Genomic DNA, 25,440 nt, shown 5'->3' on the forward strand with positions numbered 1-25,440 from the left:
TCCTATCTCGAGCTTTTGTTGTAGCAGAAAAAATATACCAAGTCATGTGCGTGATAAGGTTATTTTTGAATTTTTTATGCACTAAATTAGGGCGAAGTTTTACCCTTATGCACTAAGGTGGGTGTCGCTTGGTCAATATATGGCAAAAGCGGCCTTATTAGGCTCTGTACTCTTGATATTCATTAGGCTGGTGGACGTTTGCTTGCACTAAATAAGTGCGAACTCTAGTCGAGAGTATTATTGTTTTATGTAACTAGTTTTTGGCGGGATAAGAAGGCGCACTTCACAACTGGGGAATTTATTACACTCCGGCATAATTGTTCTCAATAAATACCGCCGAGTCAGCAGATAATCAAAGGTGTAATTTAAGTAGGGTGCAGGTGTTTTCATCTTGATTAACAGGTTGCTGTATATAAACACAGTTACAGAAGGAGTGGTTGTTGAGTTGCCTGTATAGTCAAGATAACGACCCAATCGCTTCTTTTTGTCGGACTGCTATTTTAAGCTACCAGCTTTGAGTTCCACCCTAGTAAGGGCTGCAAGAATTTGTTATCAATAGAGAAAGGACAAAAACGAGCAAAGCTGTGCTAGAAAAACGCGCAATTTGCTCTTTATAAACATGTTAGCTTTCAGGAGGCACCGTGAATATTTATGAAGCAGATTACGGCATCGGCCCCTTGATGGATGTAGAAGATACAATCAATAAAGGTATCGAAAAGCTCTTTGAAAGAAATCAGCAGGAGCCAGGTTTTGATGGGTTGTGGATGAATGAGTATGGAGAAGTTCTTTATGGTTCTTTACTTGTTGCAGCTCAAGCTTATTTGATCGGAAGCCTTAGAGATATTAATGAAATTAGAAAGAGCCTAGGACTTGGCTCTATAACTAAGCAGGCCGCATATAAAGTTCACAATATAACCGCGCAAAACTACTCTTTGATAGACTTAGTTAATTCAGCCGCTAATTATTTCAAACACCGAGATGAGTGGGGTAATGATTGGCCTGATAACTATACAACTAAAGTTTTGGAGGCATTCTCTGTAACAGGAGAGTTTCCAATTAATGATGTGCAGCAACTGATTGAGGCTGACTATGGTTATACTAAAATCACAAATTTAGTATCAGAGTGGCGTAAGCAGTTAATAGACATTACAAAAAATGAAAGCTAACAAGGCCGTTAAACCAAGGACACAAAACAGCAGGCTTGTGCTTCTTCGTCACCAATTTTAGCCTGCTATTTTGTGCCGTTTACGGTAAGCGTTATTCGGCTCTGCGGCCCAACCTGTAGCCCAGGTGGGGCAAGCTGGAAGACTACCAAGCCAAAGGAAAAAATATGCCAAATTTTGTTCAAGACTTTGAATCTACTCGCCTTGTTATGCTTGCTAAGCAATATCCTGAGGTTGTGAAAGCATATGGTGAAGTGGTTTTCTGTGCACAAGATAGTGAAGCTCGCTTGAGCGGCACTCGTTGGACGATTGAAGACGATATTTTTGAACAGGCAACTGAGTCAGGATTCAAAGTGCACCTGATCGAATTGCTTGATAATTTTATTGAGTATCGAGCCCAGTGTAATGAACTACCGAAAAAAGAAGGTGTTGTACGTTTTGGTAATGGTGGCTTAAAGATAGAATGGTTGCCTGACGGCTCAACCCATCTTGGTGCGAAGTAGTAAGTATGATTACAAAGCATGAGTTGACATCTCTGGTACTCGGATTTGATCGTCTACCGGGTCAAATTAACGAGCTTTCAAAGTCGGCCTTTGAAAATGTCTATGGCTCACAAGCTGCTGCACAAGAAAAAAACATAATCTACTTTTTCTTGTCTTCAAAACCAGTGCCTCGTCTCAATGGACAGAGCAGGATTCTTTATATCGGCCAAACAAAAACAAGCTTCAAAACTAGATACTTTCGCCATGCAAACCTGCATGCTACGTCGAAAGCGAATAAGCTTAAATTTGACATGATAATAAAGAATTATGGACCGATTGAAATCGCTTTTTGTGATTATCGAAAATTTGGCGATACCCTACTTGGTGCTGAAGGGCAATTCTTGTGGTGGTACTTTCAAAATCACGGTGAGTATCCACCAATAAACTATACCCAAACCAAGGTCAGAACAGATGTTGTCAACGCATAAAAGGCCATCAAACCCACTCCCATCGGTCGCCGTACGCTTGTAAGCTCGTGCTGCTTACCACGGCGTTAAGCCCGAAATTGGCTGCGGCAATGTTTAATTAAATAGAGAATAAAGAGCCTTGTGCTGGACTAACTAAATGCACAGACACATGAAACTTAAATTAATCGCAGTAATAGCACTTGCATTGAGTTCTACAGCCAGTGGCTCTAACAAGTGCGCTTCTCTTGCAACTAGCTGTATTGATGTTTTCGATACGGGCAGTGGAAAATTGTTTACTAGCTCACCATCAGTGGCTTATCTAGACGGTATTGGAGGAAGTCCAACACATCCAACACACCCAACTTGGACTGTGGATGGCACGCGGGGACCATCCGGTACTTTCTACCTGTTCAACTGGAGCAATGCAAAGGCACTATGTAATACCTATAATTCCCAAAGTCTCGGGGGGCGAACCAACTGGCGTTTACCAAGGCGAGAAGAGTTAATGGGTTTATACGAAAGTTTCGGTAATATGTTTAGTGCACGCGGTTGGCCAACCGATGGCACTTACTGGTCGGTGACAGCTGATGGTGCTTACTATTACGATGTGGATCTCGGTTATGGCTATGTGAGCACCAGTGAACCGAACAGCACGAGCGACAACCCTAATTTGTTCCCGAGCTTTACAACCTACGCTTCCTGCGTTTCAAATCATGAGGATTGAGTGTCTTAGACAAGAGACGCCGCTTTAAGCAAGCAGCACACTTGGGTCTTGTGCATTAATCGCGTTTTTACGCTCAACCAGTCCCCAGGCTTTTTCGTGGAAGTAAAATGCCACGGTATTCACCGCGGGTTCTACTATGGCGACCAGGCCGCCAAGCACCAGGCTACCGGTCAATAAGTAAGTAACGCCAAAGGCAATGGCGAAGTGCATGATCGCAAAGGTGGCTGTCTTTTTCATGATTAATTGTCCAAATTTCCAGTTCCAGTGCGTTTATTATTAGCCAGGCGTATTGATAGATAAAATGGATTTATATGATTAATATAATCACAAAAATAGAATGAATAACGCAAATCAGCTTTTGAGTGTTTTAACTAGACTCGCGGCGATAGCGCATGGCCAGGCGCAATCGGTTTAGCTCGCTTTGGTGTTGCTGATTTAATTGTCGCGCCTGAGTCAGGGTTACCGCTGTAAAGGCAATACTTTGTCCGCCCTTGAGTTGCCCTAAGCGCGGCAGATCTGCGGCGATCACTTGCCCCAACAGCGGATAGCCGCCTGTGGTTTGGCAGTCATTTAACAGGACAATGGGTTCGCCACTTGGCGGCAGTTGTATACTACCCGGTGCCACCGCTGTGCTTTCAATGCTTAAACTATGACTTAGATTATGGCTAATGGACTCGTCGAGGTCCGCGCTGCTTGGCTCTGCCTGCAGGCGCAAGCCCATGCGGTTGCTTTGCGCCGAGACCTGCCAAGTAGCCTCGCTAAACGCGAGTTTAAGTTTTGCTGCTAAGCCAAATTCTCGAGGCTCGGCAATATAATGTACGGGCCCTTGGCGCTTAGGTAACTTAGCCCCCCAATTAAGCCACTCAAAGTCGCTGGTGGCCAAAGCAAGTTGTTGTCCCGCTTGCAGGGCTTGTCCATCCAGGCCGCCGAATCCGGCCATGCAATCCGTGCTACAACTTCCCAAGACCGGCTCTAAAGCAAAACCACCGCTTATGGCTAAATAGCAGCGCAGGTTGAGGGATGAAGAAGCAAAGGTTAGGGTTTGTCCCGCTTCAGCCTGATAACACCAGCCGATATCTATGCGCTTCCCGTCTAAATTGGCGCTCATATCGGCGCCGCTTAGAGCAAAGCAGCAAGGTCGTTCAAAACGCAGCTTGGCCATGCCCAGGGTGATCTCTAACGCGGCAGCATCTTGGTTATTGCCTACCAATAGATTGGCAACCCGCAGGGCATCGCTATCAAGGGCGCCGCACTGGGATACGCCTAAGTGACGCTGACCAAAGCGGCCAAGGTCTTGAATAGTGAGCTGGGGTCCGGGCTTAATGATGGTCAACATGGTCTAAGCCTCCACAAAGCGCAGGGTATCGCCAGGGGCGAATAATGCCGGTGGCTGTTTACTTGGGTCAAACAGCGTCTGCTCTGTGTGGCCGATAATATGCCAGCCACCGGGAGAGTTAGCAGGATAGACGGCGGTTTTATCTGCGGCGATGGCAACGCTGCCTTTGGGCACCAGGGTGCGGGGGGTAGCCAAACGTGGCAGCTGCAGGCGCGAGTCCAGGCCGCTGATATAGGCAAAGCCGGGCTGAAAGCCGATAAAGTCCACGGTATAAAGCCCACTGGTGTGAATATTTATGACCTCGCGCTCGCTAAGGCCACAACTCTTAGCTACCGAGGCGAGATCCAAGCCGTACTTGCCACCGTATTGCACCTTGATCTCATGAAACTGGCTTTGACTGCTATCTTCATCAAATTGCTGCCACATCAGCAGCAAGTGGTGTTGCACCCTCTCTAATTCGAGATGACTGCGGCCATACAGGGTCAAGGTTTGATCGGCACTGACTACATCCACATAATCAGGCTGTAGCAGCAACTGGCGGGCCAAGGCATTTATCATACGCTGTTTTTGCGCCTTATCGAGCGCGCTAATAGCACTGGCGTCCAATACCAGAGTGGCGTTATCGATTTGATAAAAATGCGGCGCCGGCAAGGCTGAAGTCATAGCAAGCTGATCCTTAATTCTGGTGTTACGGCTTAGCTCTGGGCTGTGGTGAATAATTATAAGCCTGGGTACGGTCTTATAAACAGGTGCAGGGGAAATATAAGACCTGCATTGATACCGCCGAACATCTTCTTATCTCTACAGTCTATCGGGGTTATTATGTTTAACAAGTTGTTTTTGTGCGCGATTTCACTGTTTCTTGGGCTAAGCTCAAGCGGCTTGCTTGGCGCCGATAAGGCGCAAATGACCAACGCGACCAGGCAAATTGTGCTTGGGGCTGGGTGTTTTTGGGGTGTTGAAAAACGTTTTGAAGCCCTACCCGGGGTGCTCAACGCCGAGTCGGGCTATGCCGATGGACGAGGATTTAAACCCACTTATAAGGACATCATCGCCAGAAAACGTCGTTTTGATGAAAATAACTATGCCGAAGTGGTGCGCGTGACCTTTAATGCCAATGTTGTCAGTTTAGAGCAAATATTGCAGTTTTATTTTGAACAACATGACCCTACCCAGGTTAATCGTCAGGGCAATGATAGGGGCGCCCAGTATCGCTCTACCATTTTGACCTACGATAAAACGCAGCAGAGCATTGCCGATACAATAAAAAATCAGTATCAACAATTATTAACCCAGGCCGGTTATGGTCAGATAGCGACGGTTATCAAAGCGCTGGATAAATTCCATCCTGCCGAAAATTACCATCAGGACTATCTTCGCAAAAACCCCAATGGCTATTGCCCGGATCATTCCACCGGCGTTCGTTTTGCAAAGCAAGAGGAAGTGCCAGTGGATAACACGGCCTTATTAACGGGTAAGCATATTGTTATGCTCGATGCCCGTGCCTATTGCCCTTACTGTGAAAAGTTTAAGGCGGATGTACTGAATGACTATCAAGGCTCTATCCCAGTACATAAGCGTTATGCCTCTGGGCTTGATGGTCTAGTGGTAACTACTCCTACCTATGCGACGCCGACCATCTTATTTTTTGAAAACGCCAAGGAAGTGGCCGGTTATCAAGGGTACATGAAACCAGGTCTGTTTTATAAGGCGCTAGGCGCGTTCAAACTAGGAGACACAGAGGCTTACAGGGTCGCCTTTAACAAGGGCACGGATAATCGCTTTTGTAAGGAATATGAAATCTTTAAAAATACGCCGGACGGTGTGTTTATAGACAAGCTCTCAGGTGCGCCCTTATTCGATACCAAAGACCGTTTTAACTCCGGCACTGGCTGGTTGTCTTTTACTAAACCCGTGGCGGGGCAGGTAACCCAGCATCAAGACAAGAGTTTCGGCATGCGCCGCGTGGAAATACGCTCCAAATCCTCAGGTATTCACTTGGGGCATGTCTTTGCCAACGAAGGACCGGGAGGCAAACCGCGCTATTGCATTAATGCCACAGTGCTGGAATTTGTACCCCGGGCCCAATATCTTGAGCGTACCGAAGCGCACTAGTCACTGTCGCTGCTAAAGAGTTTTTTCCGCACCAGGGTGCGGTACTCACTCGGGCTTTGCCCTAACTCCTGGGCAAAGAGCTTATTGAGCAGTGCCTGATGGTTAAAGCCCAGCTCTAAAGCGATATCGTTAATGCTGAGGTTGGAGTTGGCTAGCAATTCTTGTCCAGCCTGTACCTTGAGTTTACGCCAATATTGATTCGGACTTAAGCCGGTGGCCTGCTTAAAGCGCCGCGTCAGGGTGCGCTGTGAGATGGCAAATTGACTGGCTATGTCGGCAATACTCAGTTCTGCGCTCAGGTTATTCTTCAGCCAAAACTGAACCTGGGCGATAAGCTCATCGGGGTGACGTTCATTCATACCTTCTAGGTAGCGCTGTTGCTCATAGGGTTTGCGTACCTCATGGGAGAAGTTGCGCTGCACATGCAGAGCACATTCGCGGCCATAGAGGTTCTCAAGGATATGTACTATCACGTCCGCCAAGGCATTGAGGCTGGCGACACAGTAAAGCCCCTCGGCCTGGGTAATAAAGTACTCGGGCTTTAGCTCAACTTTGGGGTAATCCCGTTTAAACTGTTCGGCATAATGCCAATGGGTGGTGGCCGGGTGGCCGTCGAGCAATTTGGCCTCGGCGAGAAAGCAGTTGCCGGTGCCAACGCCTATCATGGCGCAGCGTTTTAGGTCGAGCTTGGCCAGCGCCCGAATCATACCCTCTTGTTTTCTAAGTACCGGGCGCGGGTTGCGCCACAGGCTGGGTAAAATAAGTAAGTCACAATCATCTAGTGCATCTAATCCGACTTTGGCGGTGAAGGGCAGGCCACTGTGGGCGAGAACCGGCTCAGTGGTTTGTGCCATCAACTGCAGGCAGAGTTTCGGTGCTTCCTTGCTATGGCGCCGTGCAAAGGCATAACCGGCGTGGAGCATCTCAAAAGGCAGGGTCAGGCTGGTGGCCAGCATTTGTGGATACAGGGCTATTAAGACGTTAAATGGCTTCATAAAAGATCCGACCATTTAAAATTGGCCGTATTTGATAAATATATGGCCATTAAAGCACATATCAACCGCTGTGTTCCACTTACACTAGGGACAATTTCCAAAGTAAAAGAATGAGTTGTTATGAGTGCATTACCTGTAATTGTTGCCATGGGTGGTATTAATGCCGCTGGGCGCACGTCATTTAACCAGGGTTTCCGCCGTGTGGTACTCGACGCCTTGCCATTAGCACAGCGTCAAGAAACCCTATTAGGCCTGGCCAGTTTAATGAATCTGGTAAGTGACGAGCAGGGACAATTGCTGAGCAAGGATGGCGTTGCCATCACAGCCGACAATGTTGAAGCGCAATTGGGTGAGCAGATCCTAGCTGGTACCCTAATTCGTCGTATCGAAGAGCGTTTCTTCGATGTTGATGCCACTCATTCGCACCAAAAATTGGTAGCCCAGACCAGTGCGCCTATCAGCTTCACCACCCGTAAGCGTCAGCTACCTGATCCTATCCCAAGTAATTGGCAAGTCACCGAGCTGGAAAAAGGCCAGGTTGAAGTAACCATTTGTGGTGATTTTGAGGTTAAGCTCGACAGTTACCGTGACAACCCCATCAAGGCTGCTGGTCAATTGCCTACCGGTTTTGACCCATCAAAAATGTATAACAGCCGTTATCAGCCGCGTGGCCTGCAAGCCACCATTTTTGCTGCCAGTGATGCGATTCATGCCAGCGGCTTGGATTGGCAAAAGGTGATGAACTCGGTGGAGCCGGATCAAATCGGTACCTACAGTGCGTCTGTGGCCGGTCAGGTTAACAGCGAAGGTCTTGGCGGTCTGTTTAAGGCACGTCTGCAAGGTGACCGAGTGAGCACCAAGCAGCTGGCACTGGGTCTTAATACCATGTCTACCGACTTTATTAATGCCTATGTTACCGGTAACGTGGGTACCACCTTTACCACCTCGGGTGCCTGTGCCACCTTCTTGTATAACCTGCGTGCCGCGGTACACGACATCAAGGCCGGTCGTACCCGTGTTGCTATCGTGGCGTCAAGCGAGTGTGCCATCGAGCCAGAGATCATTGAAGGCTTCGGTAATATGGGCGCCTTGGCCAACGAGGATAACCTGAAAAAACTTGATGGCAGCGATGAAGTGGATTACCGCCGCACCTCGCGTCCATTTGGCGAAAACTGTGGTTTCACCATAGGTGAGGGCGCTCAGGTGACCATATTAATGGACGATGCTTTAGCGTTGGAATTAGGCGCTGAAATTCTTGGCAGTGTGCCGGATGTGTTTGTTAATGCCGATGGTTTTAAGAAGTCTATTACCGCACCGGGTCCGGGTAACTATATCACTATGGCTAAAGCCGTGGCATTGGCACAAGCCATTGTGGGCGACGAAGCCATCAGTGAGCGTAGCTTTATTCTGGCTCATGGTTCGAGCACACCACAAAACCGTGTGACCGAGTCGGCGATTTACGACCGTATCGCTACTGCCTATGACATTAACAATTGGCCGGTTGTGGCGCCAAAAGCTTTTGTTGGCCACACCATAGCACCAGCCAGTGGCGATCAGCTTGCCTTTGCCCTGGGTGTGTTTAGCGACAACATCATGCCGGGTGTAACCACCATAGATAAGGTGGCGGATGATGTATTTAACGCTCGTCTAAATATCAGCCTGGAGCATTATCAATGTGCCCCTCAGGATGTGGCCTTTATTAACTCCAAAGGCTTTGGTGGTAACAATGCCACCGCGCCTGTGCTAAGCCCAAGTGTGACTAAGCGCATGTTGGCGGCGCGCCATGGCGATGCTGCAATTGCGGCCCACGAAGTGGCTTTTGAAAACACGCAAGCGCAGCAACAGGTGTATTTTGAACAGGCGCAACGCGGTGAGTTTTCACTTATTTATCGCTTTGGTGAAGGTCTTATCGACGAAAATGCTATCAGCTTTGATACTGAGCAGATGCAGATCCCGGGCTTTGATAAGCCGGTACGTCTGGATATTGCCAATCCGTACAGCGACATGACCAAATAAGAAGGTCGTGAAAGAATAAAAAAAGCCCCGCCATTTTGAGCGGGGCTTTTTACTTTGTGCAGGCGCTGTTTATTAGCTCAAGTATTGCGCATGGAAGCGCAAGTGCTGGTCGATAAAGCTACTGATAAAGAAGTAGCTATGATCGTAACCCGGGTGCTGCTCCAGGCAGAGTGAGACATCGGCCTGCTCAGCGGCAGCGACTAAACGCTCTGGACGCAGCTGGCTTTCCAAAAAGTTATCACTCATACCCTGGCTAACCAGCAACGGCGGGCATTTATCTGCCGGAGTATGGCTAAGTAGCTCACAGCTGTCATAAGCCTTCCAGCTCTCCCTGTCTTTACCCAGATAACCACTAAAGGCTTTTTCACCCCAAGGACAATTAAGCGGATTGGTTATAGGAGCAAAGGCGCTGACACTAGTGTATTGACCAAGATTACGCAAACCTATCACTAGGGCACCATGACCCCCCATGGAGTGGCCGCTAATGGCCTTTTTACCATTACTGGGGAAGTGCTCGTCGATTAATGCCGGCAGCTCAGTGCAAATGTAGTCATACATTTGGTAGTGCTGCTTATAAGGCTCTTCGGTGGCGTTTACGTAAAAACCGGCGCCTAAACCGAAGTCGTAACTGCCCTCGGGATCATCGGCTACACCCTCGCCACGTGGGCTGGTGTCTGGTGCCACAAGAATAATGCCAAGCTCGGCAGCGGTTTTAAAGGCCGCCGCTTTTTGCATAAAGTTTTCATCGGTGCAGGTTAAACCCGATAGCCAATACAGCACTGGTGCCTTTGCGGTTTCATCCACGCCCGGGGGCAAAAAGATGGCAAAGGTCATGGTGCAGTTATTCACTGTGGATTTGTGGCTGTAACGCTTATGCCAGCCACCGTGTACCTTGTTATTAGCGATTAACTCCAGGCTCATATCGCCCCCCTTACTTATCGTAATGGATCACGCTGCGAATACTCTTACCCTTGTGCATCAGCTCGAACGCCTCGTTGATGTCTTCAAGAGGCATGGTATGAGTAATAAAGTCATTAAGCGCGAACTCATTATTTAGGTAACGCTCAACGATTTCTGGCAGTTCAGAGCGACCTTTTACGCCACCAAAGGCAGAACCGCGCCATACTCGGCCTGTTACCAGTTGGAATGGACGGGTTGAGATTTCCTGACCGGCACCGGCAACACCTATGATCACCGACTCACCCCAGCCCTTATGACAACATTCCAAGGCGCTGCGCATCACATTGACATTACCTATACACTCGAATGAATAGTCAACACCACCATCTGTCATCTCAACGATCACTTCCTGGATTGGTTTATCGTAATCATTGGAGTTGATAAGGTCGGTAGCGCCAAGTTTCTTCGCCAGCTCAAACTTACTTTCGTTGATGTCGATACAGATAATGCGACCGGCACCGGCCATTTTAGCGCCGATAATGGCCGACAGACCAATGCCGCCCAAACCAAAGATAGCAACTGTGTCACCAGGCTGTACCTTGGCGGTATTAAGCACAGCGCCCATACCGGTAGTAACGCCACAACCTAATAGACAGACTTCTTCCAAAGGCGCTTCTTTATTCACCTTGGCAAGGGAAATTTCAGGAAGAACCGTGTACTCGGAGAAGGTTGAACAGCCCATGTAGTGATAAATTGGCTCACCGTCTTTATAAAAACGTGTGGTGCCGTCTGGCATCAGGCCTTTACCCTGGGTTTCACGAATTTTCTGACACAGGTTGGTTTTACCCGAGGTACAGAACTTACACTCACCACATTCCGGGGTGTAAAGTGGAATAACATGGTCACCCACGGCTACACTGGTTACGCCTTCGCCTACGGCTTCAACTACACCACCGCCTTCATGGCCTAGGATGGCAGGGAAGACACCTTCCGGGTCTTCACCAGAGAGGGTAAAAGCATCGGTATGACATACGCCTGTGGCATGGATTTTTACCAGCACTTCGCCGGCTTTGGGCATCATCACATCGACTTCTTCAATTGTAAGTGGTTGCTTAGGGCCCCAAGCAACGGCGGCTTTTGATTTAATAAATTCAGCCATAATCATGGATCTCTTCTTATGAAATGAGGTGAAATTATTACACAGTATGTTAAGTTTGAACCATAATTAAGATACTTTTACACAGGTGTAATAATGCGTTGGCAAGGTATGCCGGAATTTATTGCCGCGGCCCAGGCCCAGTCCTTTACTGCTGCGGCAAAACAAATAGGCACCTCGGTGGCCCATATCAGTCGTTCAATCAGTGCCTTGGAGGACTATTACAATACTCAGCTCTTTATTCGCAGCACCCGAAAGGTGGTGTTGACGCAACAAGGTGAGTTACTGTTGCACCATGCCAAAAAGGCGCAGAGCGTACTGGAGCAAGGAGAGTGGGCGCTGCAAAAACAACAGGCCCAGCCCAGTGGGCAATTAAAGATCACCGCACCTGTGATGTTTGGCGAGCAATTTATTATGCCCCTGGTGCATGAATATATGGCCCTTTACCCTAAGGTCAGCGTCACCATGATCTTGAGCAACCAAACCATGGACTTAATTGGCGAGCATATAGACCTTGCCATACGTATCGGCGAGCTTGCAGACTCGAATCTTAAAGCACGGCGACTGGCATCAAGGGCGGTAATAGTCTGTGCGTCACCTGAGTATTTAAATGAATACGGCCAGCCTTATGTATTGAGTGAGCTTGCCCATCATCAATGCTTGCTCGGCCATGCCGATACCTGGCGATTTCAAGAAGGTGAGCGCTTTAGGCATATCAAAATAGCCAAGACCAAATTACGTTGTAACAGCGGTTGGGCCTTGGCGGATGCGGCCATGCGTGGCCTGGGTTTGGTACAGCTGCCGGACTATTATGTGCAACCGGCGCTGCAACAGGGCCAGCTTAAAGAGGTGCTGCACAGTTTTGCAATTCGTAAAGAGCCCATCTCAGCCATTACCCCGGCAAATTTATACCAGGCCAATGCCACCAAGGCGCTGATGGATTATCTCGCCGAGCATCTGAGCGATAGGCTAGGGGCCAGTTACGACCTTGGGCTCGGGCGATAAATTCGCCTAGCGGAAGTGCTGAGCATACCCATGACCGCGTCCCTGTGTTAGCATCGTGACAATTTCGTTTTATTGTTAAGCTGTTGATGTATAAGCCTGTCAGTTTATTTATTGGTCTACGCTACTCGCGCTTATCTAAAGGCAGTGCGTTTGTCTCCTTTGTCTCGTTTTTTTCCATTGCCGGTATTGCTTTGGGGATCACCGCCTTGTTTACCGTGATGTCGGTAATGGATGGCTTTGAAAACAACCTAAAACGCACCATGCTGTCGATGATCCCGCATTTGCAATTTACTATGGCCGAGCGCGAGCCCGAAGCGCAGCAGCAGTTGATTGTTGATTTAAAAGCGCAGCCCCAGGTCAGCTCAATCAAGCGTTATCATCAGGCTCAGGCCATAGTGCAAAGCGCCGCCGATATTCAGGGCGTACTTTTGCAAGCGCCTTATCAAAGCTTACCGGATAATGTGGTTGAGAATATCGAAGTGGGTAGCTTGGCAAGCCTCTATAACGAGCGTTATCAGATTGCCATCAGTCGCTATTTGGCACGTACTTTGGATGTGGGGGTTGGCGATACGTTACGCGTGACCATTCCCAGTGTCTCTACCTATACTCCTATGGGGCGTATTCCGGCGCAGCGATTATTTACCGTAGCTGTGATCTACCGCACCGGCTCAGAGTTGGATATGCATACCTTGTTTACCTCAGGCGAGTCACTGCAGCGCTTATTGCGTATAAAAAATGCCGATGATGCCCCTATTGAAGTAAGTCTGAGCGATGCTTTTAACAGTGAATTGGTGCTGTCACGCTTAAATGAGCAACAGCGTCAGGGCGTCACAGATTGGCGCCAGAGTCAGGGCAGTTTATTTGCTGCGGTGGCGATGGAAAAACGCATCATGAGCCTGCTTTTGGGGCTGATATTTATGGTCGCTGTGTTCAACATTTTATCCTCTTTAACCATGATGGTGAGGGAGAAACAAGGCGAGGTGGCAATTTTGCAGACCCTAGGGTTAGATCACAGCCAGATTGCCCGAATTTTTATGATACAGGGTTTATATAACGGTGTGGTCGGCAGCCTGATAGGCGCGGTTTTAGCCGTGCTGGTGGTTTTTAACCTCAATGCCATTTTGGCGGCGGTCGGTTTGCATTTATTTGGTCAGCAAGAGCTGCCTGTGGTGGTGTCCTATAGCAATCTAATGCTCATTGTTCTTGGGGCCGTGGTGATGAGTTTTGTTGCCACCTTGTATCCAGCGAAAAAGGCCGCCGAGGTGCGTCCAGCAGAGGTGTTAAGGTATGAGTAGTAAGGTAATTAGTTGTCAGGGATTGACCAAGTTTTACAGCGATGCGGCAGAGCAAATTGAGGTGCTTAAGGGCATAGATTTAACCGTTGAGCGCGGCGAAAGCGTTGCCATAGTTGGTTCTTCCGGCTCGGGTAAAAGTACCTTATTGCATATTCTTGGCACCTTGGATAAACCCACCCAGGGTAGCTTGGAAATTTGCCATACCCAGGTGGCCAAGCTGACCCGTAAGCAACAGGCACAGTTTCGCAATAAACATTTGGGCTTTATCTATCAGTTTCACCATCTGTTGATGGAGTTTACGGCCCTTGAGAACGTGGCCATGCCCTTGCTGATAGCGGGAATGGATGCCAAAGAGGCCGAACAAAAAGCGAAAGTCATGCTGGATAAGGTGGGGCTGACTCATCGCGCCCAGCATAAACCGGCAAAATTGTCCGGTGGTGAGCGCCAGCGTGTGGCCATTGCCCGTGCTGTGGTGAGTGGACCGGATCTGGTGCTGGCCGATGAGCCAACGGGTAACTTGGATAAACACAATGCCCAGCGAATCTTCGCCTTGTTGATGGAGTTGCAGCAGGATTTGGGCACCAGCTTTGTGGTGGTGACCCATGATCTTGATTTGGCCAGTCGCCTTACCCGTACCGTGGTCTTGGATGAGGGCGTATTGAGTCCGCCAAGCGCTGAGGCTCATACTCTATGAAGGCCATGTCCTTAAGTTTGTTACTGGCGCAGCGTTTTCGTAAATCTCAGCGTAATAGCGGTTTTATGGGCTTTATGGCCCGCAGCTCAAGCCTGGGTATTATTCTTGGTGTCGCCGTACTGATTTTGGCGCTCTCCGTGGTCAACGGCTTTCAGCAGCAATTGGTCGAGCGCTTGTTAGCCCTGGTGCCTCATGTAGAGTATGTGGCCGCGGACAGACCCATAGAGCAGTGGCCGCAAAAGCAGCAACGCCTGGAGCGACAAGAGAATGTAGTTGCCGCGGCGCCTTTTATTGCTGTCAATGCCATGGCGCAATATCGCGGTAAGCTCGAAGCCGCTCAGGTTAGGGGAATAGTGCCCGAACTTGAAACCAGGGTATCCATAGTCGATGACTTTATAAGTGGTAAAAAACTGACAGAGTTAGGTGCCAATGAGGTGATTATCGGCGCCGAACTGGCCAAGGCGCTGGGGCTTGAGCGCGGCGATAGCCTGACACTCTTGATGACGGATATTAATAACCCCAGCGATGGCCTAAGCGCGCCAATACGCTTAAATGTGCAGGTGGCGGGGTTAATTCAAAGCCATGGGCCGCTGGATAAACTACAAGTCTATTTACCTTTGGTCGCTTTGCAGCAGGCGTTTGCTTTTACAGAGGATCAGGTTACCGGATTGCGCATTACCCTGGATGATGTATTTAGTGCCCAGAGCGAGGCCATGCGTATTGGTCGCTCCCTCGATGACTATGTGTATGTGAACAGCTGGGTTCGCACTCAGGGGGGCCTGTATCAGGATATTCAAATGGTGCGCACCATAGTGTATTTAAGCGTCTTTTTGATCATAGCCGTGGCCAGCTTTAATATTATTTCTTCGCTCTTTATGGAAGTAAAAGAGAAGCAAAGTGCCATTGCCATTTTACGTACCATGGGCGCCAGTGATGTGATCATTATGCTCGCCTTTATGCTTCAGGGGGTAGTTTCTGCCGTAATAGCAACCTTGATTGGCGCCTTGGTTGGTGTGTTGTTGGCTCTCAATATCACGGATATTTTTGTGCTGTGGAGCGATTTTATCGGTGAAAATAAGCTGGCTGGCGTCTATTTTATCGACTTTTTGCCGGCGCAAATTCATTGGCAGGATATAGCTCTGGTGGCGGCTATTACCTTAGTGATCACAGTGTTAGCCTCTATTTACCCGGCGTGGCAGGCCGCTAAGATAGACCCAGCTAAGGTATTGGGGAATTAACACTAAAAAACTAAACTCCTGCTTTGTATCTTTTAGGGCTTGCAAGGCAGGGCGCTTCTTCGTAAAGTGGCCCTAGCAACAACAATAGAAGTAGTATTATGTCGCAACAACAAGAACAATTAGCACAAGAAGAACAACAAATTCGCGCTTTCCAACGTCATTGCTTTGAGACTGCACAAAAGCATTTAGCTGAAAAAGGCATCATGCCAAAAACCTTGGTAGAAAAAGACAGCCGTTTCCTAGCACCAATTTGTGCGGTGTGGAAATTTAAGGCGCAAGATGGCAAAACCTATTGGGTGATCACAGGTCAATTACCTGCGGATCATATTGAAGTGTCAGCTGCTGGCTCGGCTCGCGAGGCAATTCGTCATTTTTCACTGCAATGGCAGCTTAAAGCGGATCAGCTGCTTAGCAGCCAACGTTTAGATAAAACCCAGCACGACTTTGCTCAACTGCTAATAAACCGTGCACATGGCCTTTATGAGCTTTACGAAAAACAAGACCTATGGGCTAATGAACCATAGTAAAAGGACTACTGTCACAGCGTGACACCGGGCATTCCAGGCGCTGTCTTGGAATGCCAGCCTCCATAAACACACAGCCACAAGGCGAAAAGCCTTTCTGCTTAAAGCGTTCTACCTCATCAAGCACACAATTAATACATATGGATTTAAAGCCGCAATTGCTGGCGTTGATTAGTACGTATTTGAGTATTTCTGTGTAGATGCTGGGATTGCGATGGTCGGGGAGGACGGCAATACGGCCTAAAAGGCCGTCTTGACATAGGCGTGCAGTAGCAACCGGAGTCCCGTTTTCATCATAGGCGACAAAATGCAGGGCATTGTTGTCGCGCTCGTCGAATTCCACGCTTTTGGGAATATTTAATTCGAAAACAAAGACTCGTTCACGTATTTGGCGTATCGGGCTATCTTGAGAACCCCAGTCGACTTGGTGGATCCGATAGGGCATAACCCCTCCTAATCTGCAAACCAATAACCTTCTTTGATCAGTGTAGCTAATGTTTGCCTGAAAAGTAAACAGTCTGTATTCATGGCCAGCACATGAGTAGCTATGCTTTGCTCATCACATAATAGTTTTACAGTTTCCAAGTGATTGATTGGCAGACAAAAGCTATGGCCTTCAACGGCAAGTATAACGGCGTCATCCTGCTCTACGTACAGAGATCTCAGACCTCCGGCCTTGTGTAAAAGAGGATAATCACTAAGGAAATCCATTAACTGATTTTCTTCTAGCGGGTCATCTAAGGGTAATAAGTCCTTATCATGCTTAGGCTCACTGAGACTTTCGCTGATAAAACGTAAGAAGATACTGTCGTCCTCAATGGCGGCAATCATTAATTTACGCAAGCGGGCGATTTCATCAGCAGTTAGTTCACCGCGGCTGGGGCGCTCCGTTAGTTCTTCATCGCTATAACGCGCTTGCCCTAGGTCATGGTCAATCAGATGGTCGGCGAATGCAGAAAGCAGGTCGGTTTGATTCGGCGCTCTAAAACCAATTGAATAGTTTAGCGATGGCTCAACGGCATAACCTTCGTGCGGCGCATTAGGCGGAATATAGAGAATATCGCCGGGCTCTAGTTCGACATCGATAACCGCAGTAAAAGGGCCAACCTGGAGCAGGCCTTTATTGGCGCTGAATTGTTGTACGCTTTTATCAACCTGACCAACTCGCCAATGGCGTTTGCCAGACCCTTGTATAATGAACACATCATACTGGTCAACGTGAGGGCCCACGCCGCCGCCTGGGGTGGAATAGCTCACCATCAAGTCATCAATGCGCCAATTGGGAATAAAACGAAATGGCTCAACCAGCTCGGCAGCATCAGGGTGCCAATGGTCGACCGCCTGTACCAACAGGGTAGAGTGCTCTTCGCCCAGGGTGCTGAAATCTTCGAATGGGCCATTGGTACATTGCCAACCGTCGCTATTGGTGACAATACGCGACTCTATCCCTTCTTCCATTGCCAGACCGGCGAGTTCTTCTGCATCAATTGGGTCAACAAAATTTTTAAAGCCGCCCTTAATGAGCAGGGGTTGTTTCTGCCAGTATTGCGCTAAAAATTGCGCCTTGCTGAGCTCGTTTATTGTTAGGCTGTACATGGTTACTCCAATAAAAAAGCGAAAGAGCTGCGCTTTTGGCCGCATCTTTCGCTTTATAGCATATTCTAGTGCTGAAAATTAAAGGTTATCAATGAACTCAACGGCGCGGCCAATGTAGTTGGCTGGGCTTAGCTCTTTTAATTGCGCTTTAACTTCTGCAGGTAGTTCAAGTGTGTCGATAAACTCGGCCATGGCCAGCTGATCAACACGCTTACCGCGAGTAAGCTCTTTTAGTTTCTCGTACGGCTTTTCGATACCGTACTTACGCATTACCGTTTGAATTGGCTCTGCAAGTAGCTCCCAGTTCTGATCAAGTTCGGCAAGCAAACGGTCGGCATTGACTTCTAGCTTGCTGATCCCTTTTAGGGTCGCTTGATAAGCAATCAGGGTATAACCCATGCCAACACCCAGGTTACGTAGAACCGTAGAGTCAGTCAGGTCGCGCTGCCAGCGTGAAATTGGTAGCTTTTGCGCTAGGTGAGCGAAAATCGCATTGGCCAGACCCAGGTTACCTTCTGAGTTTTCAAAATCGATCGGGTTAACCTTGTGTGGCATGGTTGATGAACCGATTTCGCCGGCAATGGTTTTTTGCTTAAAGTGGTTAAGGGCGATGTAACCCCAAACGTCACGATCAAAGTCGATAAGAATGGTGTTGAAACGCGCTACCGCATCGAACAACTCGGCGATGTAGTCGTGTGGTTCGATTTGCGTGGTGAAGGGGTTAAAAGTAAGGCCAAGGCTGGTTACAAACTTTTCAGCATGTGTGTGCCAGTCGTAATCAGGGTAGGCACTTAGGTGAGCATTATAGTTACCAACGGCACCGTTGATTTTACCTAGCATGCTTACTTGAGCAACCTGATCGCGCTGGCGCTTAAGGCGCATGTGCACGTTGGCAAACTCTTTACCCATGGTTGAAGGTGAAGCAGGTTGACCGTGAGTACGTGTCATCATGGCGATTGACTTGTATTCAACAGCTTTTTCTTTAATAGCGTTAAGTAGCTGATCCATGTAAGGAAGCAATACGGTATCGCGCGCTTCGCTTAACATTAGGCCGTGTGACAGGTTATTGATATCTTCAGAAGTACAGGCGAAGTGGATAAACTCGTTAACGGCATTAAGCTCGGCGTTATCGGCCACTTTTTCTTTTAGAAGGTACTCAACCGCTTTTACGTCGTGGTTGGTGGTGCGTTCAATTTCTTTAACACGGGCCGCATCGGCTTCGCTAAAGTTTGCAACTATGCTATCAAGCAGGGCATTGGCCTGTGCGCTTAGTTCTGGAACTTCTGCAATTTCCTTGGCCTCGGCGAGGGCTTGTAACCAACGTACTTCTACCTGTACGCGGTATTTGATCAGACCAAATTCACTAAAAATGCTACGTAGTTCGGTTGTCTTGCTACCGTAGCGCCCATCTACCGGAGAGATCGCGGTTAACGCTGAAAGCTCCATATTAACTCCTAAGTTACGTTGAACGATTATCTTTTATTTGCTTGCAAGCCATTAGCCCACAAGCCGGGGTTTAAATGTGTTCTTTAGCTAAGGCCAATATTTTGCGTTTGGCAAATATAAAGTGGCGGCGTTTACCACCGACCTGACGCCATAGCACCGCGGCGCGAATGCCCGCTAAGAGCAGGGCGCGAATACGGTTTTGAATGCTGCTTTGTTTTAATAGCGCTGGTTGACCGAATACCTGAATGCGCTGCCCAAGTGGGCTGATCACGCGGGCATAGGTATCGGCAAAGGCGGCAATAATAGACTCATCAAGCAGGTCTAAGTGGTTTAATTTATTTTTTACCAGGTCTATATCGCGGCCAAGCTCACTCAGGGCTTGCGGCTTGCCGCTAAGGATGCGCTCAAGCTGAATTAGACCGCCGACGTATTTGACCAGCTCGACGTTTTTATCACTGCCCGGGCTTAACTGAGATACCAGGGCACGGTAGCCCGAATGGAGATTGCGACTGCCGCCGTAAATTTGCTCGGCATTATCCGCATCTGTGGCCAGCAGTGAATTGAGCAGCGGCTCAATTTCATTCTGTTGTGACTGACCATATTTGGCCAGCTTTTGCACCTGCAGGGCTACTTGGCACATGGCCGCCAGGGCCATCACTTGATTGGCGTTCATATTAGCGGATCACCGAGTCGATAATACCGCCACCAAGGCAGACATCGCCGTCGTAAAATACCGCAGATTGACCCGGAGTTACCGCCTTTTGCGGTTCATCAAAGAGCACGCGGGCAACGCCGTCTTGGCCAACTAATAAGGTACAAGGGATATCGTGTTGACGATAACGGGTTTTCACTGTCACACGCGCCGTGCCTTGAGGCCCCACGCGGTCAACCCAATGCAGCTGGTCGGCATTAAGGCCATTGCTGTACAGGCGAGGGTGGTCTTTACCCTGACCGACAACCAGCACATTGCGCTCTATGTCTTTGTCGACCACATACCAAGGCTCACCTGAGCCTTCTTTTAGACCGCCGATATGCAGGCCCTTACGCTGACCCAGGGTGTGATACATCAAACCTTCGTGCTCACCCACTTCGTTGCCGTCTGTATCTTCGATTACACCGGGTTGGGCTGGCAGGTAACGTTGTAAAAAGTCTTTAAACTTACGCTCGCCGATAAAACAGATGCCAGTGCTGTCTTTTTTATCGTGGGTCACTAAACCTTGTTGCTCGGCGATTTCACGCACTTGCGGTTTAGGTATATCGCCAACGGGGAACAGGGTTTGGGCAATATGCTCATGACTTAGGGTGTACAGGAAGTAACTTTGATCCTTGTTGTCGTCCTCACCGCGCAGCATGGCGAACTTACCATCGCGCTCTTCTCGGCGTACATAGTGGCCGGTGGCGATATAGTCGGCGCCTAAGGCTTCGGCGGCAAACTCTAAAAAGGCTTTAAATTTGATTTCCTTGTTACACATAATATCTGGGTTGGGGGTACGTCCCGCCTTGTATTCGGCAAGGAAGTATTCAAACACGTTATCCCAGTATTCGGCGGCAAAGTTGACCGTGTGTAATTCGATTCCTAACTTTTCACAGACCATTTGTGCGTCTTTCAGATCTTCTGCAGCGGCACAATATTCGTCGTTGTCATCTTCTTCCCAGTTTTTCATAAACAGGCCTTCGACTTGATAGCCTTGCTCTTTTAACAGGTAAGCGGATACGGATGAGTCAACACCACCGGACATGCCGATGATTACTTTAATTTGGCTGTTATCGCTCATAGGAACTGAATTTTCACATCACTTGGCTTTAAAGGCGCGAATTATATCACGCTTACCCAAGGGCTTGAAGTGGCAAGGTGGGCTTGTTAACCCACTTGATAGCTTAAATGGCTCAGGGGGATCAAGGGCCGTGACTGGGAATCATCAATGCATTGGCGGACCAGCTCGGAGCGAAGCGCCAGAGATTGGATTTCTTCATGTGTTAACCAGTGACAAGTCATGATATCCGCGTCTTGCGGCTTGGGTTCAAGACACTGCTCCAGCTCACCATAAAAGCAAAAGCGCAGATAATGAACACCATTTTTTGCCTGCAAACTGTAAATACCCACCAGACCTAAGGGCGCAGCGGTGATCCCGGTTTCCTCATAAAGCTCGCGGGTACAGGCTTGAAGGAGAGATTCATTTTCTTCCAAATGCCCGGCCGGTTGATTAAACACCACTTCGCCGCTTAGTTTGTCCCGTTCTTGCACCATCAAATAACGATCGCCACTTTTTAACACCATGGCGACGGTAACATTAGGTCTATACATGCTTTTTCTCCAAGCGGTACTGGCCGCTTTGTAAATCGCCCAAGCGATAGCTACCTATGGCGGCACGAATGAGACGCAGGGTCGGATAGCCGACATGGGCGGTCATGCGTCGCACCTGGCGATTACGGCCTTCGCGAATTTGTATTTCAAGCCAGGTTGTGGGGATATTTTTACGCTCGCGTATTGGCGGCGTACGCGGCCAAAGTCCTTGTGGCTCGTCGATGACCTTGACCTTGGCGGGCAGGGTCATGCCGTCATTGAGCTCGACACCTAGTTGTAAAGCATGCAAGGCGGCATCGGTGACAGCGCCTTCTACCTGAACCCAGTAGGTTTTATATGTGTTTTTTTTGGGGTTGGCGAGCTGGTGCTGCAACTTGCCGCAATTGGTCAAAAGCAACAGACCCTCGGAGTCGCGGTCAAGCCGACCTGCGGCATAAACCTGCTTGATGTCAATGTAATCGGCCAAGGTACGACGGTTGGCATCATCGGTAAACTGGCACAGCACATCATAGGGTTTATTGAATAACACCACTTTAACTTGCTCTGGCGGCAGGCTGGGCTTAGCGGGTTTGCGCTTAAATCGGGTTTTATCCGCGGGTTTACCTGAAAAGGGGCGTGGGCGCTTGTTATTGGGCTTTTTTGTCATGGAGTAAAAATAAAAAAGGCACCCGATTGGATGCCTTGATATTGCATTCGATACGATTAAGCTAGTTTAGCAAGAATCGTATTGAAAGTATTGCTTGGACGCATAGCTTTGAACGCAAGCTCTTCATTTGGCTGGTAGTAACCGCCGATATCCATGCTTGAACCTTGTGCGTCGTTTAGTTCCTTGATGATTGTTTGCTCATTTTCGCGAAGTAGCGCTGCTACCTCAGTGAAACGTGCTTTTAGATCCGCATCAGCGTCTTGTGCAGCAAGTGCTTCAGCCCAGAACAGAGTCAGGTAGAAGTGGCTGCCACGGTTATCAATTTCACCCACTTTACGTGACGGTGACTTGTTCTCGTCAAGGAACTTAGCCGTTGCTTGATCCAAAGTATCAGCTAGTACCTGCGCTTTGGCGTTGTTAGTTCGGGCACTTAGGTGCTCGTAAGATGCGGCAAGGGCAAGGAATTCACCTAGAGAATCCCAACGTAAGTGGTTTTCTTTTTGGAACTGCTGTACGTGCTTAGGTGCACTTCCGCCAGCGCCAGTTTCGAATAGGCCACCACCGTTCATAAGAGGAACGATTGACAGCATTTTCGCACTGGTGCCCAGCTCAAGAATTGGGAACAAGTCAGTTAGGTAGTCACGTAGTACGTTACCTGTTACTGAAATAGTGTCTTTACCTTCTTTGATGCGCTCAAGTGAGAACTTGGTTGCCGCAATTGGGTCTAGGATAAGGATTTCCAAGCCACTGGTATCGTGCTGTGGCAAGTAGGCGTTAACCTTTTTGATAAGCTCGGCATCGTGTGCACGCTCTTCGTTCAACCAAAATACCGCTGGAGTATTCGTCGCGCGGGCACGGTTAACGGCCAGTTTAACCCAGTCTTGGATAGGTGCATCTTTCACCTGACACATACGCCAGATATCACCGGCTTCAACATCATGCTCGATAAGCACAGTGTCATTTACATCAACAACGCGTACTTTACCCGCGCTCTTGATTTCAAACGTCTTATCGTGTGAACCGTACTCTTCGGCTTTTTGTGCCATAAGACCAACGTTTGGTACGCTGCCCATGGTGCTTGGGTTGAATGCGCCGTGCTCTTTACAGAAGTCAACAGTCGCAGCGTATACGCCAGAGTAGCTACGGTCTGGAATAACGAAAGCAGTGTCTTGTAGCTGACCGTCAGCGTTCCACATTTGACCAGAAGAACGAATCGCCGCTGGCATTGACGCATCGATGATCACATCGCTTGGTACGTGCAAGTTAGTGATGCCGCGGTCTGAGTCAACCATAGCAACGGCTGGGCGCTGCTCGTATACCGCCATGATGTCGGTTTCGATTTCTTTGCGCTTGGCTTCGTCCAGACCTTCAATACGAGCGTATACATCGCCGATACCGTTATTTACGTCTACACCTAGCTCTTCGAAAAGGGCGCCGTGCTTAGCGAATACGTCTTTGTAGAATACTTTTACCGCGTGACCGAAGATGATTGGGTCTGACACCTTCATCATGGTTGCTTTCATATGCAATGAGAACAACACGCCTTGTGCTTTAGCTGCATCGATTTGCTCGGCGATAAAGGCCTGTAGCTTAGATACGCTCATGCAAGAGCCGTCGATGATCTCGCCGTCTAATAGTTTTACTTCCGGCTTCAATACCGTGATATCACCGTTCTCAGCTACATGCTCGATGCGTACGCTGGTCGCTTTTTCTACGGTTACAGACTTTTCTGAGCCGAAGAAGTCGCCGTCTGTCATTGATACAACGCTAGATTGCGAGTCCTTGCTCCACTCACCCATTGAATGAGGGTTTTTACGGGCATAGGCTTTTACCGACGCTGGGGCGCGACGGTCTGAGTTACCTTCACGTAGTACCGGGTTTACGGCGCTGCCTTTAACCTTGTCGTAACGGGCTTTGATATCTTCTTCTTGCTCGTTTTTAGGCTCATCTGGGTAGTTAGGAAGGGCATAACCCTGGGCCTGCAATTCTTTAATCGCCGCTTTAAGCTGAGGTACTGATGCACTGATATTAGGCAGCTTGATGATGTTTGCTTCTGGTGTTTTAGCCAATTCACCTAGCTCGGCAAGGGCATCACCGATACGCTGGTCTTCATTTAAGAACTCAGGGAATACGGCAATGATACGGCCTGCAAGTGAGATATCGCGAGTTTCTACATCGATACCAGCAACTTTTGAAACTGCTTCGATTACAGGAAGCAAAGAATAGGTAGCCAGAGCTGGCGCCTCATCAGTCTTGGTGTAAATGATTTTCGAGGTCATTTTGTGTCCTAATTTATCGTTGTGTATTATCGGCCTAGGCAAAAAAATCCACCTAAAAAGACCGACATCTGCTGTCACTGCGGTGCAGTTTAACAAGCAAAAGAGAAAAGCTCCATTCACCTTTAGGTTAGGGCGTATGTTAAAAATTCAAGTATTGTTTACAGAATAAAGGAAAACTTTACGTTGCGACGAGTAAAATCGGTGGGTATAGGGAAGATCAAAGCGAGCTAATTACTGCATAAGCTCGCTCTTAGACGTGACCGAACAGCATGGCTGTTAGTGCAAAACGCTTAGCATTTACCGATTAAATGACCTCGGAGCCATCAGTAGGTAGAATGTTTGTGGCGTGTAGACCCTTGGGGCCTTGTTGCAGTTCGAAGGTAACGTCTTGGCCAGCTTTTAGTGTTTTGTATCCATCCATATTAATGGTTGAGTAGTGCGCAAAGATGTCTTCCTCACTGCCTACTTCTTGGATAAAACCGAACCCTTTGGCATTGTTGAACCACTTGACTTTTCCACAAGCCATACTTCTACATCCTTCTATAAGTTGACTAATTTAGTTAATCTAAACCTGATAGTTTGATAGACTGGCTAATAGATAGACAGCCCAAATTTGACTGTAGTTTATTTGTCCATTCAGTCAAGTATTTTGTGCATTTTTTTAACAGTTTATTTATTTTTGATTTCGTGTTTGCTTGAGATCTACAGAGAAGACTATATTTATTTATGAGTGGAATGAAAGATTCTGGTGTTGTAGAACGTAGTCGTGACGAGCAGAAGCAAAAGTTGCAGCCGCCACGTAAATACAAGGTGATACTTAATAACGATGACTACACACCAATGGATTTTGTTATCGAAGTTTTAATGACTTTTTTTAATATGGATAGCGAAAGAGCAACAGACGTTATGCTCAAAGTTCACCATGAGGGTAAAGCGGTATGCGGTATCTATCCTGCAGATATTGCCTACACCAAAACCGAGCAGGTTAATCGCTATGCCAGAGAGCATGAGCATCCACTGCTTTGTAGTTGTGAGCAGGAATAACGAGTTTTTCAGTT

27 protein-coding genes are annotated in these 25,440 nt (G+C 48.3%); 12 read left to right on the plus strand and 15 right to left on the minus strand.

What is annotated here, in order from left to right; translation table 11 throughout:
• Positions 1 to 641: 641 nt before the first annotated feature.
• From WCN91_RS03385 to WCN91_RS03400, 4 genes are all read left to right on the plus strand, one after another.
• Complete coding sequence (locus tag WCN91_RS03385; RefSeq protein ID WP_342676276.1) at positions 642 to 1,166, plus strand: hypothetical protein; 525 nt, start codon at positions 642 to 644, stop codon at positions 1,164 to 1,166.
• Between the two features lie 164 nt (positions 1,167 to 1,330).
• Positions 1,331 to 1,666, plus strand: coding sequence for a hypothetical protein (locus WCN91_RS03390; RefSeq protein WP_342676278.1), 336 nt, complete (start codon positions 1,331 to 1,333; stop codon positions 1,664 to 1,666).
• A gap of 5 nt (positions 1,667 to 1,671) precedes the next feature.
• The gene (locus WCN91_RS03395) at positions 1,672 to 2,133 is read left to right on the plus strand and encodes a hypothetical protein (protein ID WP_342676280.1); all 462 of its coding nucleotides are present in this window, start codon (positions 1,672 to 1,674) and stop codon (positions 2,131 to 2,133) included.
• A 148-nt stretch (positions 2,134 to 2,281) separates the two neighbouring features.
• The gene (locus WCN91_RS03400) at positions 2,282 to 2,836 is read left to right on the plus strand and encodes an Lcl C-terminal domain-containing protein (protein WP_342676282.1); all 555 of its coding nucleotides are present in this window, start codon (positions 2,282 to 2,284) and stop codon (positions 2,834 to 2,836) included.
• A gap of 24 nt (positions 2,837 to 2,860) precedes the next feature.
• Here WCN91_RS03400 and WCN91_RS03405 read toward each other — a convergent pair whose 3' ends face one another.
• From WCN91_RS03405 to pxpB, 3 genes are all read right to left on the minus strand, one after another.
• Positions 2,861 to 3,073, minus strand: coding sequence for a DUF2061 domain-containing protein (locus tag WCN91_RS03405; RefSeq protein ID WP_342676284.1), 213 nt, complete (start codon positions 3,071 to 3,073; stop codon positions 2,861 to 2,863).
• Between the two features lie 130 nt (positions 3,074 to 3,203).
• Entirely contained in the window at positions 3,204 to 4,172 is a 969-nt protein-coding gene (locus tag WCN91_RS03410) for a 5-oxoprolinase subunit C family protein (RefSeq protein ID WP_342676286.1), read from the minus strand.
• Between the two features lie 3 nt (positions 4,173 to 4,175).
• A complete protein-coding gene (pxpB, locus tag WCN91_RS03415; protein ID WP_342676288.1) occupies positions 4,176 to 4,835 on the minus strand; it encodes a 5-oxoprolinase subunit PxpB in 660 nt (219 codons plus the stop codon).
• A gap of 159 nt (positions 4,836 to 4,994) precedes the next feature.
• Here pxpB and msrA point away from each other — a divergent pair, with 159 nt between their 5' ends.
• A complete protein-coding gene (gene msrA, locus WCN91_RS03420) occupies positions 4,995 to 6,287 on the plus strand; it encodes a peptide-methionine (S)-S-oxide reductase MsrA (RefSeq protein ID WP_342676290.1) in 1,293 nt (430 codons plus the stop codon).
• Here the strand turns inward: msrA and WCN91_RS03425 are convergent.
• Entirely contained in the window at positions 6,284 to 7,282 is a 999-nt protein-coding gene (locus WCN91_RS03425; protein ID WP_342676293.1) for a GlxA family transcriptional regulator, read from the minus strand. The two genes, msrA and WCN91_RS03425, sit on opposite strands and share 4 nt — an antisense overlap.
• 120 nt (positions 7,283 to 7,402) lie before the next feature.
• Here WCN91_RS03425 and WCN91_RS03430 point away from each other — a divergent pair, with 120 nt between their 5' ends.
• The gene (locus WCN91_RS03430) at positions 7,403 to 9,298 is read left to right on the plus strand and encodes a beta-ketoacyl synthase (RefSeq protein WP_342676295.1); all 1,896 of its coding nucleotides are present in this window, start codon (positions 7,403 to 7,405) and stop codon (positions 9,296 to 9,298) included.
• A 72-nt stretch (positions 9,299 to 9,370) separates the two neighbouring features.
• Here WCN91_RS03430 and fghA read toward each other — a convergent pair whose 3' ends face one another.
• Positions 9,371 to 10,219 (minus strand): S-formylglutathione hydrolase, encoded by an 849-nt coding sequence (gene fghA, locus WCN91_RS03435; RefSeq protein WP_342676297.1) that lies wholly within the window; start codon positions 10,217 to 10,219, stop codon positions 9,371 to 9,373.
• Between the two features lie 10 nt (positions 10,220 to 10,229).
• A complete protein-coding gene (locus WCN91_RS03440; protein ID WP_342676385.1) occupies positions 10,230 to 11,360 on the minus strand; it encodes an S-(hydroxymethyl)glutathione dehydrogenase/class III alcohol dehydrogenase in 1,131 nt (376 codons plus the stop codon).
• A 90-nt stretch (positions 11,361 to 11,450) separates the two neighbouring features.
• On the opposite strand from WCN91_RS03440, the gene WCN91_RS03445 reads away from it, so the two are divergent.
• The 5 genes from WCN91_RS03445 (at position 11,451) to WCN91_RS03465 (ending at position 16,110) form a co-directional block, all read left to right on the plus strand.
• A complete protein-coding gene (locus WCN91_RS03445; RefSeq protein WP_342676299.1) occupies positions 11,451 to 12,359 on the plus strand; it encodes a LysR substrate-binding domain-containing protein in 909 nt (302 codons plus the stop codon).
• 86 nt (positions 12,360 to 12,445) lie between these two features.
• Positions 12,446 to 13,654: an FtsX-like permease family protein gene (locus tag WCN91_RS03450; protein WP_342676301.1), complete on the plus strand. Its 1,209-nt coding sequence runs from the start codon at positions 12,446 to 12,448 to the stop codon at positions 13,652 to 13,654.
• Positions 13,647 to 14,348 (plus strand): lipoprotein-releasing ABC transporter ATP-binding protein LolD, encoded by a 702-nt coding sequence (lolD, locus tag WCN91_RS03455; protein ID WP_342676303.1) that lies wholly within the window; start codon positions 13,647 to 13,649, stop codon positions 14,346 to 14,348. Before WCN91_RS03450 ends, lolD begins: the two co-directional genes overlap by 8 nt.
• A gap of 5 nt (positions 14,349 to 14,353) precedes the next feature.
• A complete protein-coding gene (locus WCN91_RS03460) occupies positions 14,354 to 15,586 on the plus strand; it encodes a lipoprotein-releasing ABC transporter permease subunit (RefSeq protein ID WP_342676387.1) in 1,233 nt (410 codons plus the stop codon).
• 98 nt (positions 15,587 to 15,684) lie between these two features.
• Positions 15,685 to 16,110 (plus strand): DUF4826 family protein, encoded by a 426-nt coding sequence (locus WCN91_RS03465; RefSeq protein WP_342676305.1) that lies wholly within the window; start codon positions 15,685 to 15,687, stop codon positions 16,108 to 16,110.
• On the opposite strand, the gene WCN91_RS03470 is transcribed toward WCN91_RS03465, so the two are convergent.
• The 9 genes from WCN91_RS03470 to cspD form a co-directional block, all read right to left on the minus strand.
• Positions 16,097 to 16,555, minus strand: coding sequence for a GNAT family N-acetyltransferase (locus WCN91_RS03470; protein WP_105198930.1), 459 nt, complete (start codon positions 16,553 to 16,555; stop codon positions 16,097 to 16,099). The two genes, WCN91_RS03465 and WCN91_RS03470, sit on opposite strands and share 14 nt — an antisense overlap.
• 8 nt (positions 16,556 to 16,563) lie before the next feature.
• Positions 16,564 to 17,706: a JmjC domain-containing protein gene (locus WCN91_RS03475; RefSeq protein WP_342676308.1), complete on the minus strand. Its 1,143-nt coding sequence runs from the start codon at positions 17,704 to 17,706 to the stop codon at positions 16,564 to 16,566.
• Positions 17,707 to 17,784: 78 nt separating this feature from the next.
• Positions 17,785 to 19,152 carry an adenylosuccinate lyase gene (gene purB / locus WCN91_RS03480; protein ID WP_342676310.1) on the minus strand — a complete coding sequence of 456 codons (1,368 nt, stop codon included), beginning with the start codon at positions 19,150 to 19,152 and terminating at the stop codon, positions 17,785 to 17,787.
• A gap of 70 nt (positions 19,153 to 19,222) precedes the next feature.
• Complete coding sequence (gene hflD / locus WCN91_RS03485; RefSeq protein ID WP_342676312.1) at positions 19,223 to 19,825, minus strand: high frequency lysogenization protein HflD; 603 nt, start codon at positions 19,823 to 19,825, stop codon at positions 19,223 to 19,225.
• Between the two features lies 1 nt (position 19,826).
• Positions 19,827 to 20,927 (minus strand): tRNA 2-thiouridine(34) synthase MnmA, encoded by a 1,101-nt coding sequence (mnmA, locus tag WCN91_RS03490; protein WP_342676314.1) that lies wholly within the window; start codon positions 20,925 to 20,927, stop codon positions 19,827 to 19,829.
• A gap of 86 nt (positions 20,928 to 21,013) precedes the next feature.
• Complete coding sequence (locus WCN91_RS03495; RefSeq protein WP_342676316.1) at positions 21,014 to 21,457, minus strand: NUDIX hydrolase; 444 nt, start codon at positions 21,455 to 21,457, stop codon at positions 21,014 to 21,016.
• Positions 21,450 to 22,103 carry a pseudouridine synthase gene (locus WCN91_RS03500; protein WP_342676318.1) on the minus strand — a complete coding sequence of 218 codons (654 nt, stop codon included), beginning with the start codon at positions 22,101 to 22,103 and terminating at the stop codon, positions 21,450 to 21,452. Before WCN91_RS03500 ends, WCN91_RS03495 begins: the two co-directional genes overlap by 8 nt.
• A gap of 56 nt (positions 22,104 to 22,159) precedes the next feature.
• Positions 22,160 to 24,382: an NADP-dependent isocitrate dehydrogenase gene (locus tag WCN91_RS03505; protein WP_342676320.1), complete on the minus strand. Its 2,223-nt coding sequence runs from the start codon at positions 24,380 to 24,382 to the stop codon at positions 22,160 to 22,162.
• A 304-nt stretch (positions 24,383 to 24,686) separates the two neighbouring features.
• Positions 24,687 to 24,908, minus strand: coding sequence for a cold shock domain-containing protein CspD (gene cspD / locus WCN91_RS03510; RefSeq protein WP_105198938.1), 222 nt, complete (start codon positions 24,906 to 24,908; stop codon positions 24,687 to 24,689).
• Positions 24,909 to 25,108: 200 nt separating this feature from the next.
• Between cspD and clpS the strand changes: the two genes are divergently transcribed.
• Positions 25,109 to 25,426: an ATP-dependent Clp protease adapter ClpS gene (gene clpS / locus WCN91_RS03515; protein ID WP_342676323.1), complete on the plus strand. Its 318-nt coding sequence runs from the start codon at positions 25,109 to 25,111 to the stop codon at positions 25,424 to 25,426.
• The last annotated feature ends 14 nt before the right edge of the window (positions 25,427 to 25,440 follow it).

Source organism: Pseudoalteromonas qingdaonensis (assembly GCF_038739665.1).
Lineage (GTDB): Bacteria > Pseudomonadota > Gammaproteobacteria > Enterobacterales > Alteromonadaceae > Pseudoalteromonas > Pseudoalteromonas qingdaonensis.

Bases quoted from the DNA above. Each gene is read 5' to 3' on its own strand.
- WCN91_RS03465 (WP_342676305.1), top strand. From the start codon at position 15,685: ATGTCGCAACAACAAGAACAATTAGCACAAGAAGAACAACAAATTCGC.
- hflD (WP_342676312.1), bottom strand. From the start codon at position 19,825: ATGAACGCCAATCAAGTGATGGCCCTGGCGGCCATGTGCCAAGTAGCC.
- WCN91_RS03405 (WP_342676284.1), bottom strand. From the start codon at position 3,073: ATGAAAAAGACAGCCACCTTTGCGATCATGCACTTCGCCATTGCCTTT.
- lolD (WP_342676303.1), top strand. From the start codon at position 13,647: ATGAGTAGTAAGGTAATTAGTTGTCAGGGATTGACCAAGTTTTACAGC.
- msrA (WP_342676290.1), top strand. From the start codon at position 4,995: ATGTTTAACAAGTTGTTTTTGTGCGCGATTTCACTGTTTCTTGGGCTA.
- WCN91_RS03470 (WP_105198930.1), bottom strand. From the start codon at position 16,555: ATGCCCTATCGGATCCACCAAGTCGACTGGGGTTCTCAAGATAGCCCG.
- WCN91_RS03425 (WP_342676293.1), bottom strand. From the start codon at position 7,282: ATGAAGCCATTTAACGTCTTAATAGCCCTGTATCCACAAATGCTGGCC.
- WCN91_RS03395 (WP_342676280.1), top strand. From the start codon at position 1,672: ATGATTACAAAGCATGAGTTGACATCTCTGGTACTCGGATTTGATCGT.
- WCN91_RS03475 (WP_342676308.1), bottom strand. From the start codon at position 17,706: ATGTACAGCCTAACAATAAACGAGCTCAGCAAGGCGCAATTTTTAGCG.
- WCN91_RS03430 (WP_342676295.1), top strand. From the start codon at position 7,403: ATGAGTGCATTACCTGTAATTGTTGCCATGGGTGGTATTAATGCCGCT.
- WCN91_RS03390 (WP_342676278.1), top strand. From the start codon at position 1,331: ATGCCAAATTTTGTTCAAGACTTTGAATCTACTCGCCTTGTTATGCTT.
- fghA (WP_342676297.1), bottom strand. From the start codon at position 10,219: ATGAGCCTGGAGTTAATCGCTAATAACAAGGTACACGGTGGCTGGCAT.
- WCN91_RS03400 (WP_342676282.1), top strand. From the start codon at position 2,282: ATGAAACTTAAATTAATCGCAGTAATAGCACTTGCATTGAGTTCTACA.
- cspD (WP_105198938.1), bottom strand. From the start codon at position 24,908: ATGGCTTGTGGAAAAGTCAAGTGGTTCAACAATGCCAAAGGGTTCGGT.
- WCN91_RS03500 (WP_342676318.1), bottom strand. From the start codon at position 22,103: ATGACAAAAAAGCCCAATAACAAGCGCCCACGCCCCTTTTCAGGTAAA.
- WCN91_RS03495 (WP_342676316.1), bottom strand. From the start codon at position 21,457: ATGTATAGACCTAATGTTACCGTCGCCATGGTGTTAAAAAGTGGCGAT.
- WCN91_RS03505 (WP_342676320.1), bottom strand. From the start codon at position 24,382: ATGACCTCGAAAATCATTTACACCAAGACTGATGAGGCGCCAGCTCTG.
- clpS (WP_342676323.1), top strand. From the start codon at position 25,109: ATGAGTGGAATGAAAGATTCTGGTGTTGTAGAACGTAGTCGTGACGAG.
- purB (WP_342676310.1), bottom strand. From the start codon at position 19,152: ATGGAGCTTTCAGCGTTAACCGCGATCTCTCCGGTAGATGGGCGCTAC.
- WCN91_RS03450 (WP_342676301.1), top strand. From the start codon at position 12,446: ATGTATAAGCCTGTCAGTTTATTTATTGGTCTACGCTACTCGCGCTTA.
- mnmA (WP_342676314.1), bottom strand. From the start codon at position 20,927: ATGAGCGATAACAGCCAAATTAAAGTAATCATCGGCATGTCCGGTGGT.
- WCN91_RS03445 (WP_342676299.1), top strand. From the start codon at position 11,451: ATGCGTTGGCAAGGTATGCCGGAATTTATTGCCGCGGCCCAGGCCCAG.
- WCN91_RS03410 (WP_342676286.1), bottom strand. From the start codon at position 4,172: ATGTTGACCATCATTAAGCCCGGACCCCAGCTCACTATTCAAGACCTT.
- WCN91_RS03460 (WP_342676387.1), top strand. From the start codon at position 14,354: ATGTCCTTAAGTTTGTTACTGGCGCAGCGTTTTCGTAAATCTCAGCGT.
- pxpB (WP_342676288.1), bottom strand. From the start codon at position 4,835: ATGACTTCAGCCTTGCCGGCGCCGCATTTTTATCAAATCGATAACGCC.